We start from the raw sequence: 17,428 nt of genomic DNA on the forward strand, positions 1-17,428 counted from the left end.
CCGCTTGCACGGTTTATTGAGAGGGGTGGTTCAGTAATGACCACCCCTACTCTCTACGCCCCTAGGAACTTTGTTTCACGTGGAACATTATTCAGAAATCGCTTGGCAGGAAAAAAGAGGGCTGTTGGCGAATTATAGTAAAGTGTGTAATGATTTAACGAAATGATAATAATCTATTGAAATACTAAGGAGATTTCATATATCCCATAGGGTGGTGTACGAAATTGAGGGATCAATTTACCCGTTTATTCGGTCTTTCAGAAAAAAACGAACAAGATGAAATTAAGCATATTGCTGTAAGAGCTATTATTCCCAACCCATATCAACCTAGAACTGTTTTTGATGATGAGCGAATCGATGAGTTATGTGTAACCATTAAAGAACATGGGATTATACAGCCTATTGTTGTCAGACATCGGAATGGTCAATATGAATTGATAGCCGGCGAAAGGCGTTGGCGTGCCACAAAAAAACTGGGGTTGGAAACAATTCCTGCAATTGTTAAAGATTTGAGTGATTCTCAAGCTGCGTCGATTGCTCTAATAGAAAACTTGCAGCGAGAGGGACTGACGGCTATTGAAGAGGCAATTGCTTATCAAAAATTAATAGATCTTCATAAACTCACGCAAGAAAGTTTAGCTCAGAAACTAGGTAAAGGGCAATCTACTATTGCGAACAAGCTGCGATTGCTTAATCTGCCTGCTACTGTACAAGAATTCCTATTGCAAAGAAAAGTAACAGAAAGACATGCCAGAGCACTTCTAGCTCTTAAAGATGAAGGAATGCAACTCAAAATGCTAGAAGAAATCCTAGAAAAAGACCTTAATGTGAAACAGACGGAAAATCGAATTAAGCAAATTCTTGAAGCTAAAGAACCGCCAAAACCAAAGAAAAGAGTTTCTTTTTCTAAGGATACAAGATTGGCTATTAACACCGTACGTCAGTCTATTGACATGGTAATGAAAAATGGACTATCGATTCAATCAGAAGAAGAAGACTATGAAGAATTTTATCAAATTACTATTAAGATTCCTAAAAACAAGTAACTGGTCATCTATTCAGTACAAAGGAAATGAGATACAATAGAATTTGACTCTTTTAAGATAATTTAAGCAGAAAAAACAGAGATGAAATTGTATTATAAACGCTCTCTTTATGCGTAGGAAAACGTGCAGAGTGAATGCTTGGACAGTAAGAGGTGAATGGAAATGGGGAAGGTCATTGCGGTGGCTAACCAAAAGGGGGGCGTAGGAAAGACTACGACTTCAGTTAATCTGAGTGCCTGTCTAGCAACTTTAGGTAAGAAGGTACTTTTAATTGACATCGACCCGCAAGGAAATGCAACAAGTGGAATAGGGATTAATAAAGCAGATATTAGATATTGCATTTATGATGTCCTCATTAACGATATCGACCCATTAGATGCTATCATTCCAACTGAAGTAGATAATTTATTTGTCCTACCAGCTTCTATTCAATTGGCTGGAGCTGAAATAGAGTTAGTTCCTACGATTTCTCGTGAGGTTCGCTTGAAAAAAGCAATGGAGTCAATCCGTGATAAATATGATTATATTTTCATTGACTGTCCTCCTTCCCTAGGAATACTAACGGTTAATTCTTTAACGGCATCGGACTCTGTTTTGATACCGATCCAGTGTGAGTTCTATGCTTTAGAAGGAGTAAGCCAACTTCTTAATACAATAAGATTGGTACAAAAACATTTAAATACATCGCTGCAAATTGAAGGTATTTTATTGACTATGCTTGATGCGCGTACGAATCTTGGGATTCAGGTTATCGAGGAAGTGAAAAAGTATTTTCGAGAAAAAGTCTATCAGGCTGTCATTCCTCGTAATGTCCGTTTAAGTGAAGCGCCGAGTCATGGCCAAGCGATCATTTCCTATGATTCCAGGTCACGAGGTGCGGAGGTTTATATGGATTTAGCTAGGGAGGTGTTGGGAGTTGGTTAAAAGGCTAGGGAAAGGTTTAGATGCTTTAATTCCAGCGCTTGAAGTGGAAGAGAATGATCAGATTGTAGAGGTTCCTCATTCGGAAATTCGACCCAATCCTTATCAACCTAGAAAAGACTTTGATGAAAAAGCGTTAGCAGAACTTGCTGAATCAATAAAAGAACACGGAGTGATCCAGCCAATCATTGTTAGGAAAAGTATTAAGGGCTATGAGTTGGTTGCTGGAGAACGCCGGTTAAGAGCTTCAGAGAAAGCAGGGTTAAGTAAGGTACCAGTTGTTGTTCGGGAGTTTTCCAATGAGCAGATTATGGAGATTGCCCTCATTGAAAACCTACAGCGAGAAAACTTAAATGCTATCGAAGTTGCTCTCGCCTATGAGAAGCTAATGAAGCATTTTTCGCTGACTCAAGAGGAATTAGCGAAAAAGGTGGGGAAGAGCCGACCGCATGTAGCCAATTTCCTGCGTTTAATGCAGCTTCCGCAAGAAATTCAAGATTTTGTTTCACGTGGAACACTTTCTATGGGTCATGCACGTGCGTTGCTAGGGCTAGAAGATGATGGATTGAAAATAAAAATTGCTCAGGAAGTCATTAAAAAAGATTTGAGTGTTAGACAAGTCGAAGAGATGATAAAAACCTATTCTCAGCCTGTTTCACGTGAAACAAAAGAGAAGCCGAAAAAAGATGTGTTTTTGTCGCAAGTTGAAGAGAAGTTAAGGGATACCTTTGCTACCTCTGTGCAAATTAAGAGAGGAAAAGGAAAAGGGAAAATAGAAATTGAATTTTTTACGGATGAGGATTTGGAACGAATCATGGAAATTATTCAAAAAGGGTAAAGTAAAAATGTTGGTTATGTTGGGAGGCTATCCGCATAGCCTTTTCTTTTTTTCTTTTATTATATTCAACTTATTCGGTTTCTAGCTTAATAAGGAGTGATCTTATGCAAATTACTTATTTGGATAATGCGGCCTCAACATGGCCTAAACCATCTTCGGTAAAAGAAGCGATGAATGAGTGTTTAGATCATTACGCAGCAAATCCAGGAAGGGGAGGGCATCAACTTGCCCTTAAAGCAAGTAAGGCTTTATTCTTTACGAGGGTGAAGTTGGCGCAGCTTTTCCGGATTTCTAATCCTAATGATATTGCCTTTGCTTTAAATGCGACAGCTGCCCTTAATCTTGGGATAAGGGGATTGCTTAAATCAGGAGACCATGTAATAACCTCAAGCTTGGAACATAATTCTGTGAGAAGACCACTTGAATTATTACGTGAAATTCTAGGGGTAGAGATTTCCTATGTAAAACCAAATGAAGATTTTTGTTTTGATTTAACCAGCTTTGAAAAGGAATTTAAACCCAACACAAGGCTTGTTGTAGTCAGTCATGCGTCTAACCTCATTGGTGTTCTTACTCCTATTGAAGAGATTGGGCAGCTTTGTAATAAACATCAAGTGACATTTATGGTGGATGCCTCTCAATCGGCCGGCGTTTTCCCTATTGATGTAGAAAAATTGAACATTCATTTACTTGCTTTTCCTGGACATAAAGGCTTGTATGGGCCTCAAGGGACGGGAGGTCTCTATATACATCCTGACCTGGATTTAGACCCTCTCCTCGTGGGGGGGACTGGTAGCCATTCGGAATCAATTGAACAACCTGTAACAAGACCGGATCGTTATGAAAGCGGGACACAAAACACAGTAGGACTAGCTGGCCTGGGAGCAGGAGTGGATTTTGTTCTCAAAACAGGATTAGAAAAGATTAGAGAGAAAGAGTTTCAGCTTACCTATGAGCTTCTTGCTCGATTAGAAAATATAAAAGGGGTCACAGTTTACGGACCGAAAAAAGAAATCGAAAGAGCAGCTGTTGTAGCTTTTTCTATAGAAGGGTTAGATGCTTCTGAGGTGGCTTTTATTTTAGATCAAGAGTACGGCATTGCTGTTCGATCAGGCTATCATTGTACACCACTAGGTCACGAAACCATTGGTACCTTAAATCAAGGAGTTGTCAGGGCAAGTTTCGGTTTTTTTAACACGATAGATGATGTGGATTTATTAGTTAAAGCTATAAGAGAGATATGCGAAAAACTGGGGGATTAAAATGTTTTTTGTGAAATGAGTTTGAAGAGGGAGAAGTGAAGTAATGGTTTTGTGGGGCACAATTATTAATGCAGTAGCAATTATTTGTGGGGCACTTCTGGGGAGTGTGTTCTCACGGATCAGTGATGGGATCCGTACGACAGTGATGCAAGGGATTGGTATAGCTGTGGGTCTGTTAGGACTTACAATGGCGTTAAAAACGGAAAACTTTCTTGTTTTAATATTTAGTATCGTACTTGGTGGAGTGTTAGGAGAGTTAATGCGCATCGATCACTGGTTAAATGAATTGGGTCAGTGGTTGGAGAGGAAAATTGGCGGGAAGGCAAAAGGAAATATTGCTAATGGTTTTGTTACGGCTACCCTGGTTTATTGTGTAGGAGCTATGGCGATACTTGGAGCTATGGATAGCGGCTTAAGACAAAATCATGATATTCTTTATACCAAGTCATTGTTAGATGGGTTTTCAGCTATCATTTTTACCTCCACCCTTGGAATAGGGGTCATGTTCTCAGCGATTCCAGTCTTTCTATACCAAGGTGTAATTGCGGTTGCTTCAACGTTTATATCCTTGTTGTTAAGCAAAGAAATGCTGGATGCCATTATATCGGAAATTACAGCGGTTGGTGGTATTCTCATTATAGGAATTGGGATAAATATCTTGGAAGTGAAAAAAGTAAATGTAGCCAACTTGCTTCCAGCTATTATCATTGCGGCCTTAATGGTGCCATTTCTAACAAAGGTATCTTCCCTTTTTGGATAACCCAATATAAAAAATAAAGCTCAATAGCACTAAAAGGCTGTTGAGCTTTTTGTTTCTGAATTAAATAACTGCTGAGTAGATTTATAAAGGGAATGAGCAATGGTATCTGCCATTCTCATAACAATACTTAAACGAGTGTTTTGAAGTACAAAATACTCCATAAATCCTCCGATATTTACAATTCCTGTAATGTGGAAATTACCCACCTCAGGCAGATCTTTCTTTACGCCCGCACCAGGCTTGAGTGGGCCGTGTGCTATGGTAATATTGCCAACGCTATTAAATTGTCCTAAACAAGCATCTACTGCAATAACTAATGCGTAAGGATGTTTTTTTTCTATTTTTTCGATATTATCTTTTAGGTTCACAGCGTGGACGGGTTCATCTATTGTTCCATAGATTTTTAAGCCTCGTGGACCCATTCTTTCTAGTTGCGTACCGACAAGAGGACCTAAGGCATCCCCGGTAGAGCGATCCGTTCCAATGCATAGAGCAACAACTTCAGTGAAAGGTCTACAGGCATGCATTCTTTTATTAAGATCATGAGTAAGTGCGTCCACAGCATCGTCATGGGTGTATTCTATCTTAAATGGGGAGATAGGGTACGCTTGAAAAAACGGTTTGCGCTTCATAGGTACCTCCTGGAAAAATAAGTATTAATAGTATACGGAAAATCAAAAAATAATATACATTTGGACATTCTTAAAACAACCCTTACATAAAGTTTTTATAAGGGAGGTGTGTCCAAGTGGGTTTATGGAGATCAACAAAGATCGGTTTGACGATTATTGGGACGACGATAGGGGCAGGGTTTGCATCGGGAAGAGAGGTTTGGGAGTTCTTTGGGTCTTATGGACAAGATAGCCAATACAGTTTGCTTTTAGCTATGATTCTGTTTTTGGTTACAGTTACGGTGGTTCTTTTCATTAGTCAAAGCCAACAAACTAAAAATTATTACGCCATTTTGGAGACGCTGATGGGAAAGAGGCTTGCCGCTTTATTTGATATATTAACTATGTTATATTTGCTTTCGATGTCTGTTGTGATGTTTGCCGGTAGTGGAGCCACGTTTGCGCAGTGGAATTACTCGTACATGATCGGTGTCTTGTTTATTGCCGTGATGGTTTTCATTGTTCTCTTATTCGATGTGGAAGGCTTAGTTTCGATTCAGTCTTTCATTATTCCGGTGCTCGTTGGGGTTTTGCTATTTGTCTGCATCCGATTCATTGTCGGATATCAAGAAGTAGAGCAAGCGACGCCAATCGAAGCGAACTCATGGCCATCTGGAATCACTTATGCTGCCTTAAATATTGTCCCTCTTATTGCTGTTCTTTCTACACTAGGTGGGGAATTGAAAACGAAAAGGGAATTGTGGCTTGCAGGCTTGGTTAGTACGGTTGGTTTAGCCTCTATTGCTATGTTAATGAATTACTCTCTAATGCAAATGTCTGAAGAAATCGGGACTTATGAAATTCCATTGTTTTCTTTACTGCAAGGATACCCAACAGAAATGATTGTCGTGGTTTCTGTCATTCTTTGGTTGGCTATTTACACCACGGCTCTTAGTGGAGTTCATGGAATAGTATCAAGGGTTTCTTCCGTATTACCATTTCCCTCCTGGCTAATGACCTTGGTCCTAATTATTCTTATGATTCCCTTAAGTCAATTTGGATTTTCTACTTTGGTGAGTGTGTTGTATCCGGTCTATGGTGTGCTGAATTTATTTGTCTTAGGCTTGTTAATTTTATATCCTATTAGTAGAAGGATGGAAAACAGATCATAGAATAGGTTTGTTTGAATGGAGAAAGGAAAGAGCTATGGCCACGATCTTAATCGCTTTTGATTCAACTCAACAAGCAATTCGAACAGAGATGCTTCTTGAATTTGCAGATATTGATATTGATACACGGCCAACTCCCAAAGAAATTACAGCCGGATGTGCCTTATCCATTGAATTTCCGGAAAAGGATCTTTCCGTAGCGGCCCAAATCATTCACAATGAGAAGGTAGAGGTAAGAGGATTTTTTCAGAGGAGTGAAGAAGGATATAAGCCAATTGATTGGCATAAAGAAGTGGAGGGGTAGAGTTGGAAGAACAGATAAAAGAGTCCAGTAGGTGGTTTGAAACGGTCTACATGGAAATGTATCGGTACATAACCGATACCGCCATGTGGATTACCGTAGGGAAAACTATAATTAAAATTTTATTCATCTATCTTGTTGCAAATATCTTGGTGAAAGTCATCTCAGGTGCTATCAATCGGATTTTCAAGCAACGAGGAAAATTTCAGGTAGATGAACGACGATTGGAAACCATGCGCAGTTTGGCTATAAACGTGTTGACTTACGTGATCTATTTTGTAGCCATCCTTTCAATTTTAACCCAGCTAGGGTTTAATTTGGCGCCTGTACTAGCCAGTGCTGGAGTTGTCGGATTAGCCGTAGGTTTCGGAGCGCAAAATTTAGTTCGTGATGTAATCACGGGATTTTTCATTATTTTTGAAGATCAGTTTGCAGTGGGAGACTACATCACTACAGGGAATGTTTCCGGAACCGTACAGGAAATAGGGCTTCGAATCACGAAGATAAAAGGGCTTACTGGCGAAATGCACATTATTCCTAATGGTATGATTACAGAAGTAACAAACTTTTCAACACAAAACAGTATAGCTGTACTTGATGTGAGTATAGCCTACGAAGAGGATGTAGATAGAGTTATTAATGTTTTAAAGGAAGAATTGGAAAAGGCACCACAACAAATTGATGAATTAATAAATGTTCCTAATGTTTTAGGGGTTCATAATTTCGGACCGTCAGAGGTCGTCATCCGTCTCACAGCGGACTGCAAGCCTATGGGGCATTTTGCTGCAAATCGTAAATTAAGGGCAATGATAAAGAAAATCTTTGATGAGAGAGGTATAGAAATACCTTACCCAAAACTAGTCACCATCCCAAATGCTAAAGAAAAGGTACAAGTGTAGGAGGAGTATCAATGGAGAGAAAGCAATTTGCTTTAGGGGATGTAGTTGAAATGAAAAAGCCTCATCCGTGTGGAGTGAATGCATGGAAGGTCATTCGCATGGGGGCGGATATTCGGATCAAATGTACAGGCTGTGATCATAGCGTGATGATACCTAGGCTAGAGTTTGAGAAAAAAATGAAAAAGGTTTTGAAAACCGCCACGGATTCATGAGCTTTTCGGAAAGCTGCATGTTAGGATATAATAGGGAAAGTGTGTCATTTTCAAGAAGTGATGGATAAAGTTGAAATAGAGGAGTGCGTAGACCCATGTCTAGATCAGTAGGTATTGTCGGCTTGCCGAATGTCGGGAAGTCCACGTTATTTAATGCAATAACCCAAGCAGGTGCAGAATCGGCTAACTACCCTTTTTGTACCATTGATCCGAATGTAGGGGTAGTTGAAGTGCCAGACGAGCGCTTGGATAAATTAACAGAGCTTGTTGTACCTAAGAAAACAGTTCCTACGGCTTTTCAATTTGTCGACATTGCGGGACTTGTTGAAGGGGCTAGCCGTGGGGAGGGATTAGGGAATAAGTTCTTATCCCATATTCGTGAAGTAGATGCGATTGCTCATGTCGTGCGTTGCTTTGAAGATCCTAATATCACGCACGTTGCAGGGAAGGTAGATCCTATCAGTGATATTCAAGTCATTAACCTGGAACTGATCCTGGCTGATTTGGATTCAGTCGAGAAAAAAATTGACAGGTTAGGGCGTAAGGTCAAGTCAGGTGACAAGGAAGCGAAGCTCGAGCTTGATGTGCTGACCAAACTGAAAGATGCCTTTGAGTCGGACAAGCCTGCGCGAAGTGTGGACCTGACTGATGATGAAAGACTTATTGTGAGAGATCTTCATTTGCTTACTATGAAGCCAATTCTTTATGTTGCTAACGTTAGCGAAGATGGGCTGCTTGAAGCGGATTCCAATCCCCTCGTTCAAAAAGTGCGCGATTTCGCCGCTGAAGAAGGAGCGGAAGTAGTTGTCATTAGTGCTAAAGTTGAAGCAGAAATCGCTGAGTTAGAAGGCGAGGACAAAAAGATGTTCTTGGAGGAGCTAGGACTCGAAGAGTCAGGATTAGATCGCCTTATCCGGGCTGCTTATAGCCTGCTTGGACTAATCACCTATTTTACAGCTGGAGTACAGGAAGTAAGAGCATGGACGATTCGCCGGCAAACGAAAGCTCCTCAGGCAGCTGCCGTTATTCACACGGATTTTGAACGCGGATTTATTCGAGCGGAGGTTGTAGCTTATCAAGATCTTGTAAATTCTGGTTCGATGAATGCCGCGAAAGAAAAAGGTCTCGTTCGGTTAGAAGGAAAAGAATACGTTGTGCAAGATGGAGATGTTATGCATTTCCGATTCAATGTTTAAGATGATCAGAAAAAGGGTTGTATTCTAAAATCACTTCTGTTATAATACGAAAATGCGAGTCGAAAAAGAACAAGTTTTTACTCGCTCCTTGCCCTGAGAAGAGGGCCGTCTAGTCCAAAAGGAGGTGAATCAGATGCGTAACTATGAATTAATGTACATTCAACGCCCTGATGTTGAGGAAGAGAAGAGAAAAGCGAATAATGAGCGTTTCAATTCCATCATCACAGATCGTGGCGGAGAACTTACAAAGGTAAACGATATGGGTAAGCGCCGTCTTGCTTATGAAATCGATAGAAACCGTGATGGTTACTATACTTTAACCAACTTCAAGGCAAATCCTGAAGCGGTAAATGAATTAGAGCGGATCATGAAGATTTCTGACGACGTTATCCGTTATTTGATTGTTAGAGAAGAAGAATAATCTGTAGTCCTGAGGGGGAGGGGTAATAGTGATTAATCGCGTCATTCTTGTGGGAAGATTGACTAGGGACCCTGAGTTGAGATATACGCCATCTGGAGTTGCTGTAACTACTTTTACAATAGCGGTAGACAAGCAGTTTAAGAACGCACAAGGGGAAAGGGAAGCCGATTTTATCAGTGTCGTAGCCTGGAGGCAGACCGCAGAATTGTGTGCCCAGTACCTGAAAAAGGGTTCTCAAACCGGAGTCGATGGTCGCTTGCAAACCCGTTCTTATGATAATAAGGAAGGGAAGCGCGTATATGTAACCGAAGTAGTCGCGGAAAACGTTCAATTTTTATCTCCTGCTGGAGAAAGAAGAGAAAGCGGCGGAAGTGGATACTCAGCACCACCAGCTTCTAACCCAGGAAGAGGATACGGTTTTGATCGCTCGGATGACCCCTTTGCTAATGAAAGCAAGACTGTAGATATCTCTGACGATGATTTGCCGTTTTAATCAGCATGACAGGAATAAAAGCCTAAAGAAGGAGGGATAAGCATGGCAGCCCCAAGAGGAAAACGTGGTAAGCGCCGTAAGGTGTGTTATTTCACAGTAAACAAGATCACTAAGATCGATTACAAGGATATTGATACGCTAAAGAAATTCGTTAGCGAGCGTGGGAAGATCCTTCCTCGCCGTGTGACTGGAACTTCTGCGAAGTATCAGCGTCAGTTAACTAGAGCGATCAAACGTGCTCGTCAAATCGCTTTGTTACCATACACAACTGAATCTTAAAAGAAAAAAGGGGGCACTGCTTGTGTCCCCTTTTTCTCATACTGTCAGAATTTCAAGCGGAAAAAGTTCTGGCTGGGTGCTAGCGAAGTTTTTGTACGACTATACTGTATAATAGTATTGTTTTTATGAGGAGCGGATGTCTTTGCAAAATAATGTTCGTTCGATGCTTGAAGGGGCCTTAATTAGCGGTATTTTTCTAGTGCTGATGTTTACCACGATTTATACCCCGATAGGAATTGTAACAGCGATGGCTTTGCCAGTTCCTTTTACGATTTATGCTGCAAGACATGATTTGAAAAAATCTGTGCTTGTGGTGATTGCAAGTGGATTGCTCACGATTTTTATCGGTGCTCTACCTTCCATTTTTAGCGCGTTATTTGCTGGAATGATAGGGGTCGTCATGGGAGTATTATATCGGCAGAAGAAAAGTGCATTTCAGGTATTTATTGGGGGGACTTTAGCCAGTCTGGTCTTTTTATTAGGAAGTCTAGTTGTGAGCTATTACTTCCTAAACATCAACCCAGTGACTACGATTCAAGAAATGATGAACCAATCGATTCAGATGAGCCGATCCATTATGGAACAAATAGGCCCAACGGATGATGAGCAAGTGGAGATGCTTACAAACCTGGTGGCAATGATCGGGAAGATGGTGCCCATGCTGCTGATTTTGGGGTCTGCCCAGTTTGCGATTATCAATCATTGGTTTTCACGTAAGGTGCTACATAGATTAGGGACTTCCGTACCTGCTTTTCCTCCATTTAGAGAGTGGAGATGGCCTAAATCGATCATGTATTACTACTTGGCGGTCTTGGTTGCTTCGATGGCTATTGGGGCACAACGAGGAGACTTTTGGGAGACCATCATACTTAACATTAAGCCTATATTAGATATCATGATGATCATTCAGGGATTAAGCTTCCTGTTCTTCTTTTCCCACAAAAAAGGTTGGGGAAAAGGAATTCCTATCTTGGCCGTGGTCTTGGTATTTATTTTTCCACCATTCCCTTTTATACTAGTCTTATTGGGAATACTTGACTTAGGAATTGATTTGCGTAAGCAGTCGAGCAAAAAATAAGGAGCTGAATCTATGCAGAAATTCCTCCTGAAGCGTTGGCATGGATTACATATGATAATTGCCTTTATTATAAGTATTATTTTAGTAGGGGTATTATCTTTTTATAATTGGGCTGCGGCAACGACAGGGCTGTTGTCGCTTGTAGGGTTAGCTTTCTTTATCTATAAGGCTGAACAGGCTTTCCGGCAAGACTTACAAACCTACATCCAGACATTGAGCCACCGGGTAAAAAAAGCGGGTGATGAAGTTCTCACAGAGATGCCCATTGGAATCCTGCTGTATAGCGAGGATAAGAAAATCGAGTGGTTCAACCCTTATATGGTAGGGATAACGGGAAAAGAGCTGCTGGCTGGGCAAAACATGCTGGATGTTCTTCCCCAATTAGCAGAAATCGCTCCTGGAAAGAAAGAAGTGGAAATCACCGTTAATAAAAGAATATATGAAGTGTTGGTTCGGCCGGAGGAGAGATTGCTGTACTTTAAGGATATGACCGAGTTCCGGGAGCTGCACCTTCGATATAATGAAGAAAAGATCGTTTTGGCCATTATCCATTTAGATAATCTAGATGAGGTTTCACAAGGGATGGATGACCAAAGTCGAAGCATCATCTTGGCCAATGTTACAGGGGCTATTAATGAATGGGGCCACAAGCACAAAATTTATATTCGACGTTTTGCATCAGATAAGTTCCTCGGCATACTAGATGAAGCGACTCTTCAACAATTGTTAGATACACGCTTTGACATATTAGATGTTGTCCGGGAAATGACAGCCAAAAATAAGATTCCCATTACGTTAAGCATCGGAATTGGAGCGGGAGATGTAGACTACCCGAAGCTTGGAGAAATGGCTCAATCCAGCTTGGATATCGCACTTGGACGGGGTGGAGATCAGGCCGCGGTAAAGCAGGGAGAAAAAATGACTTTCTATGGCGGGAAGTCCAATGCCGTTGAAAAGCGGACGAGGGTAAGAGCCAGAGTGATTTCGCATGCCCTGCGTGATCTCATTCTAGAAAGCGATAAGGTTCTGGTGATGGGGCATAAGTTCCCGGATATGGATGCCATAGGGGCTTCCATTGGGGTTCTTAAGGCAGTGCTCGCGAATGAAAGAAAAGGCCATATTGTCTTAGATAAAGTAAACCCTTCGATCGACCGCTTGATGGCAGCTGTGGAGGAGCATGAATATCTTTCGGATTACTTTGTAACACCGGAGCAAGCCATAGGGATGGCAACTATCCGAACTTTGGTTGTATTAGTAGATACGCACCGTCCATCCATGGCGATTGAACCTAAACTGCTGCAATTGTCCAATCGAGTCATGGTGATTGACCATCATCGACGGTCTGAGGAGTTTGTAGAGGATCCTGTTCTTGTTTATATTGAGCCCTATGCTTCATCAACTTGCGAATTAGTCACGGAGCTTTTACAATATCAAAGCGAAAAACTTAACATGGATAGCTTGGAAGCAACCGCCTTATTATCGGGAATGGTTGTCGATACAAAGAGCTTTGCTTTCCGCACAGGAGCGCGTACGTTTGAAGCGGCGTCGTTCTTGCGGCGCAATGGGGCAGAGCCGGCGATTGTACAGCGCCTGCTAAAGGAAGATTTAAACCAATATATAAAACGCTCAGAGATTGTACAAAACACAGAAGTTCTCTATGATGTCTTTGCCATTTCTATTGGGAAACCAGATGAAGCCTATAGTCAGGTGCTCATAGCCCAAGCGGCAGATACCGTGTTGACGATGTCAGGTATTCAGGCTTCATTTGTTGTCTGCAAGCGGCCTGATAACATGATTGCAATCAGTGCCAGGTCTCTTGGGGATATCAATGTCCAAATGATTATGGAACAAATGGGAGGCGGGGGACATTTGACCAATGCCGCAACCCAAGTGAAAGAGATGTCCATTGATGAGGCCGTAAAGAAATTAAGAGGCCTTATCAAGAAATATCATGAAGAGGGGAGTACAAAATAATGAAAGTCATTTTGCAGCAGGATGTTAAAGGCCAAGGGAAAAAAGGACAAATGGTGGAAGTATCTGAAGGATATGCTCGCAATTTTCTTTTTCCAAAAGGTTTGGCGGTAGAAGCCACTGGAGGCAATGTGAAGACTTATGAGCAGCGCCAGAAGAGTGCTGATAAGAAGAAAGAGGAAGAAAAGGCACAAGCTGAGGTATTTGCAAAAGAACTAGAACATGTTACGATTACGATTCCAGCCAAAACAGGCGAGGGTGGACGTCTATTCGGGGCAGTATCTACAAAGCAAATTGCTGATGCCCTAAAGAAAGCCAAGCTAGATATCGATAAGCGTAAGCTGGTCTTGGATGAACCGATTAAAACTCTAGGATACACGAAGGTTCCTGTGAAGCTGCATCCAGAAGTTATGGGAACTCTTAATATTCACGTTGTTGAAGAAAACTAATTAGAAAAATACAAGCGAGGTGAGTACTGTGAGCGATATCCTTGCTGATCGAACTCCGCCCCATAATATTGAAGCTGAACAAGCCGTATTAGGGGCTATTTTTTTGGAGCATGAAGCATTAGTATCAGCCAGCGAGATATTGACACCTTCAGATTTTTATCGCCCTGCTCATCAGAGAATCTATCAAGCGATGATAGAATTGGGGGAACGGTCAGAGCCGGTAGACCTTGTTACGGTAACAGCGTCGTTGGAAACCAAAAAGCAGCTAGAGGATGTTGGGGGTGTCACTTATTTAACGGATTTGGCCAATTCCGTTCCAACGGCTGCCAATATCGAGTATTATTGTCGAATCATCGAGCAAAAAGCGGTTCTGCGTCAATTAATTCGAACCGCGACAAAAATCGTAACGGATGGTTATAATCAGTCGGAGGATCTAGGGGATTTGCTTTCTGATGCGGAAAAGAACATCATGCAAATTTCCCAGAAGCGTTCTAAGGGAGGATTCCAGCATATTCGCAACGTCCTCATGGATGCTTACGAGCGGATTGAAATGCTTTCCACTAAAAAAGGGGAAATTACAGGTATTCCTACCGGATATCCTGATCTAGATAAGATGACAGCAGGGTTGCACCGAAGTGATCTCATTATCCTGGCTGCACGTCCAGCTGTGGGGAAAACGGCCTTTGCTTTGAATGTAGCTCAAAATATCGCTACGCGGGCAGGAGAGACGGTAGCCGTTTTTAGTTTGGAGATGGGTGCGGCCCAGCTCGTGATGCGTATGATCTGCGCTGAAGGAAATATTGATGCGGGTAAAATACGTACGGGTTATTTAGATGAAGAGGATTGGAGAAAGCTGACGATGTCGATTGGGACCCTGTCTAAAGCCCCCATTTTTATCGATGATACCCCAGGCGTGACCGCTGCTGATATCCGGTCCAAATGCCGCCGCTTGCTGCAGGAGCAGGGCAATCTGGGCTTGGTACTTATTGATTATCTTCAGTTGATTTCCGGAAAGGCTGGCGGGGATAACCGTCAGCAGGAAGTATCAGAGATTTCTCGTACGCTTAAATTGATGGCACGTGAACTCAACTGTCCCGTTATCGCATTATCCCAGCTAAGCCGTGCCGTAGAGCAGCGTCAGGACAAGCGTCCTATGCTCTCAGATATCCGTGAATCTGGAGCCATTGAGCAGGACGCCGATATTGTTGCTTTCTTATATCGGGAAGATTACTATGATAAAGAAACTGAAGAGAAAAACATTATTGAAGTCATCATTGGTAAGCATCGTGCCGGTCCAACAGGTACAGTCAAGCTCGCCTTTTTGAAGGAATTCAATAAATTCGTCAGTTTGGATCAGTCTCATCAAGAGCCTGCAATGTAACATAACAAATCTCCGGTTTGCTTTGTAATCACAAAAGCGTACCGGAGATTTTGTTTTAGTGCTAAAGACCCTTTGTTTTAGGTGTAAAAAAAGGAAAAAAAGCAAAACCTATAGAGGGATGAGATTATACGAACAAATAAAATTTATCATATTTAAATGTTCGTGTTTTCATTGACATGATGAAGTTTCAGATGTAAACTAGGTATGTTTGTTATTTGAGTAGGAGGTGTCAGGATGTCATCTGTAGTTGTCGTAGGTACCCAATGGGGAGACGAAGGTAAAGGGAAGATCACCGACTATTTGGCGGAAAAAGCGGAAGTAGTAGCACGTTATCAGGGCGGAAATAATGCTGGACATACCATTGTATTTAATGGGAAGAAATACAAATTGCATTTAATCCCGTCTGGGATTTTTTATAAAGATAAGATTTGTGTAATCGGAAACGGAATGGTTGTTGATCCGAAGGCACTGGTGCAAGAGCTTGAATATTTACATAGTCATGGTGTGTCCACTGATAATTTACGCATCAGTGACCGCGCTCATATCATTTTGCCGTACCATTTGACGTTGGATCGTATGGAGGAAGCCAGCAAGGGAGCCAATAAGATCGGGACAACCGGAAAAGGGATTGGTCCGGCTTATATGGATAAGGCTGCCCGTGTCGGGATTCGCATGGCTGACTTAATGGATCGCGATGAGTTTGAGAAAAAGCTTCGCAGAAATTTGGAAGAGAAAAACCGGATCTTAGAAAAGGTGTATGAAACAGAAGGATTCGCAGCGGAAGAGATCATGGAAGAATATCTTGCTGTTGCCGACAAGATTCGTCCGTATGTAACAGATACTTCTGTCGTGCTAAACGATGCGATTGATGCAGGCAAGCGGGTTTTATTTGAAGGAGCTCAGGGAGTCATGCTGGATATTGACCAAGGAACTTATCCGTTTGTTACTTCCTCTAACCCGGTTGCTGGTGGGGTGACCATTGGTTCTGGCGTAGGCCCAACCAAGATTCATCAAGTGGTCGGTGTGGCGAAGGCGTATACCAGTCGTGTAGGAGATGGTCCTTTCCCAACGGAATTACAAGATGAAATCGGTAACCGAATTCGTGAAGTAGGGAAAGAGTACGGAACTACGACCGGACGCCCTAGACGTGTAGGATGGTTTGACAGTGTGGTAGTTCGACATGCACGCCGCGTGAGCGGGATTACGGGCCTTTCTTTGAATTCTGTGGATGTGCTTACAGGAATTCCGACATTAAGAATTTGTACAGCTTATAACTATAAAGGGAAGCTGATTGAATCTTATCCAGCTAACTTAAACATGTTGGCGGAATGCGTGCCAGTATATGAAGAATTGCCAGGATGGACAGAAGATATTACTGGATGCAAGACCCTTGAGGAACTTCCTGAAAATGCCCGTCATTACATCGAACGCATTAGTTCGTTAACTGGCATTCCTATTGCCATCTTCTCTGTTGGACCAGGACGCGAACAGACCAATGTGGTAAAGAGCGTTTACGGACTTTAATTAGGAAAAAAAAAGAAGGATACCGTTAAGGTATCCTTTTTTTTTCGTGAAGGAAAGTTTTAATTCGCCAAAGTACTTAAGCGAATAAAACTTTCCTGGAGGCATGAAAAGATTCATCTAGTGATGGATACTACATCTTCGAAAGGCTTCAGAAGAAGCTTTTCTTACACGTTTCCACCATACTGCTTAATAATTTGCTCAGCCTGATCAGCTTGTTGTTCAGGGACTACGGCGGTTAATAAAACCCCCTGATTGACCTCAGGCATCATGCCATCCCCATCCGAAAAACCGCTTGCACTAGGGTCTGCAGCGGCAAGGATGCTTGCTGATTTACTGGAAAAGTCAGCATCCAAAGTCATGTGAGGGAGACCTGGAATGTTACCGGTAATAGGATTGATCCGTTGCTCAACGCCTTCACCTGGAAAAGGGCTGATAGGATCGACTTGAACCTCATTAAATCCCGCCTTTCTTAAAGCTTTTTCGGCTGCCTGTGCGTCATCAATGGATGCAAAACCTGCTAAGAAATTACGTTCTTTCATGAAAATATCCTCCTTATTTCTGTCGTATTTTGTTGAAAAACAGATAAAAAAAGAGAAAAATGCTTGAACCCCTATGCA

The 17,428-nt window shown here is 41.9% G+C and carries 20 protein-coding genes; 18 read left to right on the plus strand and 2 right to left on the minus strand.

The window, feature by feature from the left end:
• The first annotated feature begins 224 nt into the window (after nucleotides 1–224).
• From noc to ABLT31_RS23120, 5 genes are all read left to right on the plus strand, one after another.
• Complete coding sequence (gene noc / locus ABLT31_RS23100; RefSeq protein ID WP_367756159.1) at nucleotides 225–1,046, plus strand: nucleoid occlusion protein; 822 nt, start codon at nucleotides 225–227, stop codon at nucleotides 1,044–1,046.
• 162 nt (nucleotides 1,047–1,208) lie between these two features.
• Entirely contained in the window at nucleotides 1,209–1,970 is a 762-nt protein-coding gene (locus tag ABLT31_RS23105; RefSeq protein WP_367756161.1) for a ParA family protein, read from the plus strand.
• A complete protein-coding gene (locus ABLT31_RS23110) occupies nucleotides 1,963–2,805 on the plus strand; it encodes a ParB/RepB/Spo0J family partition protein (protein WP_367756163.1) in 843 nt (280 codons plus the stop codon). Before ABLT31_RS23105 ends, ABLT31_RS23110 begins: the two co-directional genes overlap by 8 nt.
• A 104-nt stretch (nucleotides 2,806–2,909) precedes the next feature.
• Nucleotides 2,910–4,067, plus strand: a complete 1,158-nt coding sequence (locus tag ABLT31_RS23115) for an aminotransferase class V-fold PLP-dependent enzyme (RefSeq protein ID WP_367756166.1) — start codon at nucleotides 2,910–2,912, stop codon at nucleotides 4,065–4,067.
• A gap of 43 nt (nucleotides 4,068–4,110) precedes the next feature.
• Entirely contained in the window at nucleotides 4,111–4,827 is a 717-nt protein-coding gene (locus ABLT31_RS23120) for a DUF554 domain-containing protein (protein ID WP_367756168.1), read from the plus strand.
• Nucleotides 4,828–4,856: 29 nt separating this feature from the next.
• Here ABLT31_RS23120 and yyaC read toward each other — a convergent pair whose 3' ends face one another.
• Nucleotides 4,857–5,459 (minus strand): spore protease YyaC, encoded by a 603-nt coding sequence (yyaC, locus tag ABLT31_RS23125; RefSeq protein ID WP_367756169.1) that lies wholly within the window; start codon nucleotides 5,457–5,459, stop codon nucleotides 4,857–4,859.
• A gap of 116 nt (nucleotides 5,460–5,575) precedes the next feature.
• Between yyaC and ABLT31_RS23130 the strand changes: the two genes are divergently transcribed.
• The 13 genes from ABLT31_RS23130 to ABLT31_RS23190 all read left to right on the plus strand — a co-directional run bounded on the left by ABLT31_RS23130 (nucleotide 5,576) and on the right by ABLT31_RS23190 (nucleotide 16,811).
• On the plus strand, nucleotides 5,576–6,610 hold the full coding sequence (locus ABLT31_RS23130) for a YkvI family membrane protein (RefSeq protein WP_367756171.1): 1,035 nt from the start codon (nucleotides 5,576–5,578) through the stop codon (nucleotides 6,608–6,610).
• Nucleotides 6,611–6,644: 34 nt separating this feature from the next.
• Nucleotides 6,645–6,911: a DUF3343 domain-containing protein gene (locus ABLT31_RS23135; protein ID WP_367756435.1), complete on the plus strand. Its 267-nt coding sequence runs from the start codon at nucleotides 6,645–6,647 to the stop codon at nucleotides 6,909–6,911.
• 50 nt (nucleotides 6,912–6,961) lie between these two features.
• Nucleotides 6,962–7,807, plus strand: coding sequence for a mechanosensitive ion channel family protein (locus ABLT31_RS23140; RefSeq protein WP_462976529.1), 846 nt, complete (start codon nucleotides 6,962–6,964; stop codon nucleotides 7,805–7,807).
• A gap of 11 nt (nucleotides 7,808–7,818) precedes the next feature.
• On the plus strand, nucleotides 7,819–8,019 hold the full coding sequence (locus tag ABLT31_RS23145; protein WP_367756175.1) for a DUF951 domain-containing protein: 201 nt from the start codon (nucleotides 7,819–7,821) through the stop codon (nucleotides 8,017–8,019).
• 95 nt (nucleotides 8,020–8,114) lie between these two features.
• A complete protein-coding gene (ychF, locus tag ABLT31_RS23150) occupies nucleotides 8,115–9,215 on the plus strand; it encodes a redox-regulated ATPase YchF (RefSeq protein WP_367756177.1) in 1,101 nt (366 codons plus the stop codon).
• A gap of 133 nt (nucleotides 9,216–9,348) precedes the next feature.
• Complete coding sequence (gene rpsF / locus ABLT31_RS23155) at nucleotides 9,349–9,636, plus strand: 30S ribosomal protein S6 (protein ID WP_367756179.1); 288 nt, start codon at nucleotides 9,349–9,351, stop codon at nucleotides 9,634–9,636.
• A 28-nt stretch (nucleotides 9,637–9,664) separates the two neighbouring features.
• On the plus strand, nucleotides 9,665–10,129 hold the full coding sequence (ssb, locus tag ABLT31_RS23160; RefSeq protein WP_367756181.1) for a single-stranded DNA-binding protein: 465 nt from the start codon (nucleotides 9,665–9,667) through the stop codon (nucleotides 10,127–10,129).
• A gap of 42 nt (nucleotides 10,130–10,171) precedes the next feature.
• Entirely contained in the window at nucleotides 10,172–10,408 is a 237-nt protein-coding gene (gene rpsR / locus ABLT31_RS23165; protein WP_367756183.1) for a 30S ribosomal protein S18, read from the plus strand.
• A 142-nt stretch (nucleotides 10,409–10,550) separates the two neighbouring features.
• Entirely contained in the window at nucleotides 10,551–11,486 is a 936-nt protein-coding gene (locus tag ABLT31_RS23170; protein WP_367756185.1) for a YybS family protein, read from the plus strand.
• 12 nt (nucleotides 11,487–11,498) lie between these two features.
• On the plus strand, nucleotides 11,499–13,460 hold the full coding sequence (locus ABLT31_RS23175; RefSeq protein WP_367756187.1) for a DHH family phosphoesterase: 1,962 nt from the start codon (nucleotides 11,499–11,501) through the stop codon (nucleotides 13,458–13,460).
• Complete coding sequence (gene rplI, locus ABLT31_RS23180) at nucleotides 13,460–13,906, plus strand: 50S ribosomal protein L9 (RefSeq protein ID WP_367756189.1); 447 nt, start codon at nucleotides 13,460–13,462, stop codon at nucleotides 13,904–13,906. Before ABLT31_RS23175 ends, rplI begins: the two co-directional genes overlap by 1 nt.
• Before the next feature lie 28 nt (nucleotides 13,907–13,934).
• Entirely contained in the window at nucleotides 13,935–15,287 is a 1,353-nt protein-coding gene (dnaB, locus tag ABLT31_RS23185; RefSeq protein WP_367756191.1) for a replicative DNA helicase, read from the plus strand.
• A 234-nt stretch (nucleotides 15,288–15,521) separates the two neighbouring features.
• Nucleotides 15,522–16,811, plus strand: a complete 1,290-nt coding sequence (locus ABLT31_RS23190) for an adenylosuccinate synthase (protein ID WP_367756193.1) — start codon at nucleotides 15,522–15,524, stop codon at nucleotides 16,809–16,811.
• A gap of 164 nt (nucleotides 16,812–16,975) precedes the next feature.
• On the opposite strand, the gene ABLT31_RS23195 is transcribed toward ABLT31_RS23190, so the two are convergent.
• Nucleotides 16,976–17,350 (minus strand): hypothetical protein, encoded by a 375-nt coding sequence (locus ABLT31_RS23195; protein WP_367756195.1) that lies wholly within the window; start codon nucleotides 17,348–17,350, stop codon nucleotides 16,976–16,978.
• Nucleotides 17,351–17,428 lie beyond the last annotated feature (78 nt).

It is taken from the genome of Ammoniphilus soli (assembly GCF_040813775.1).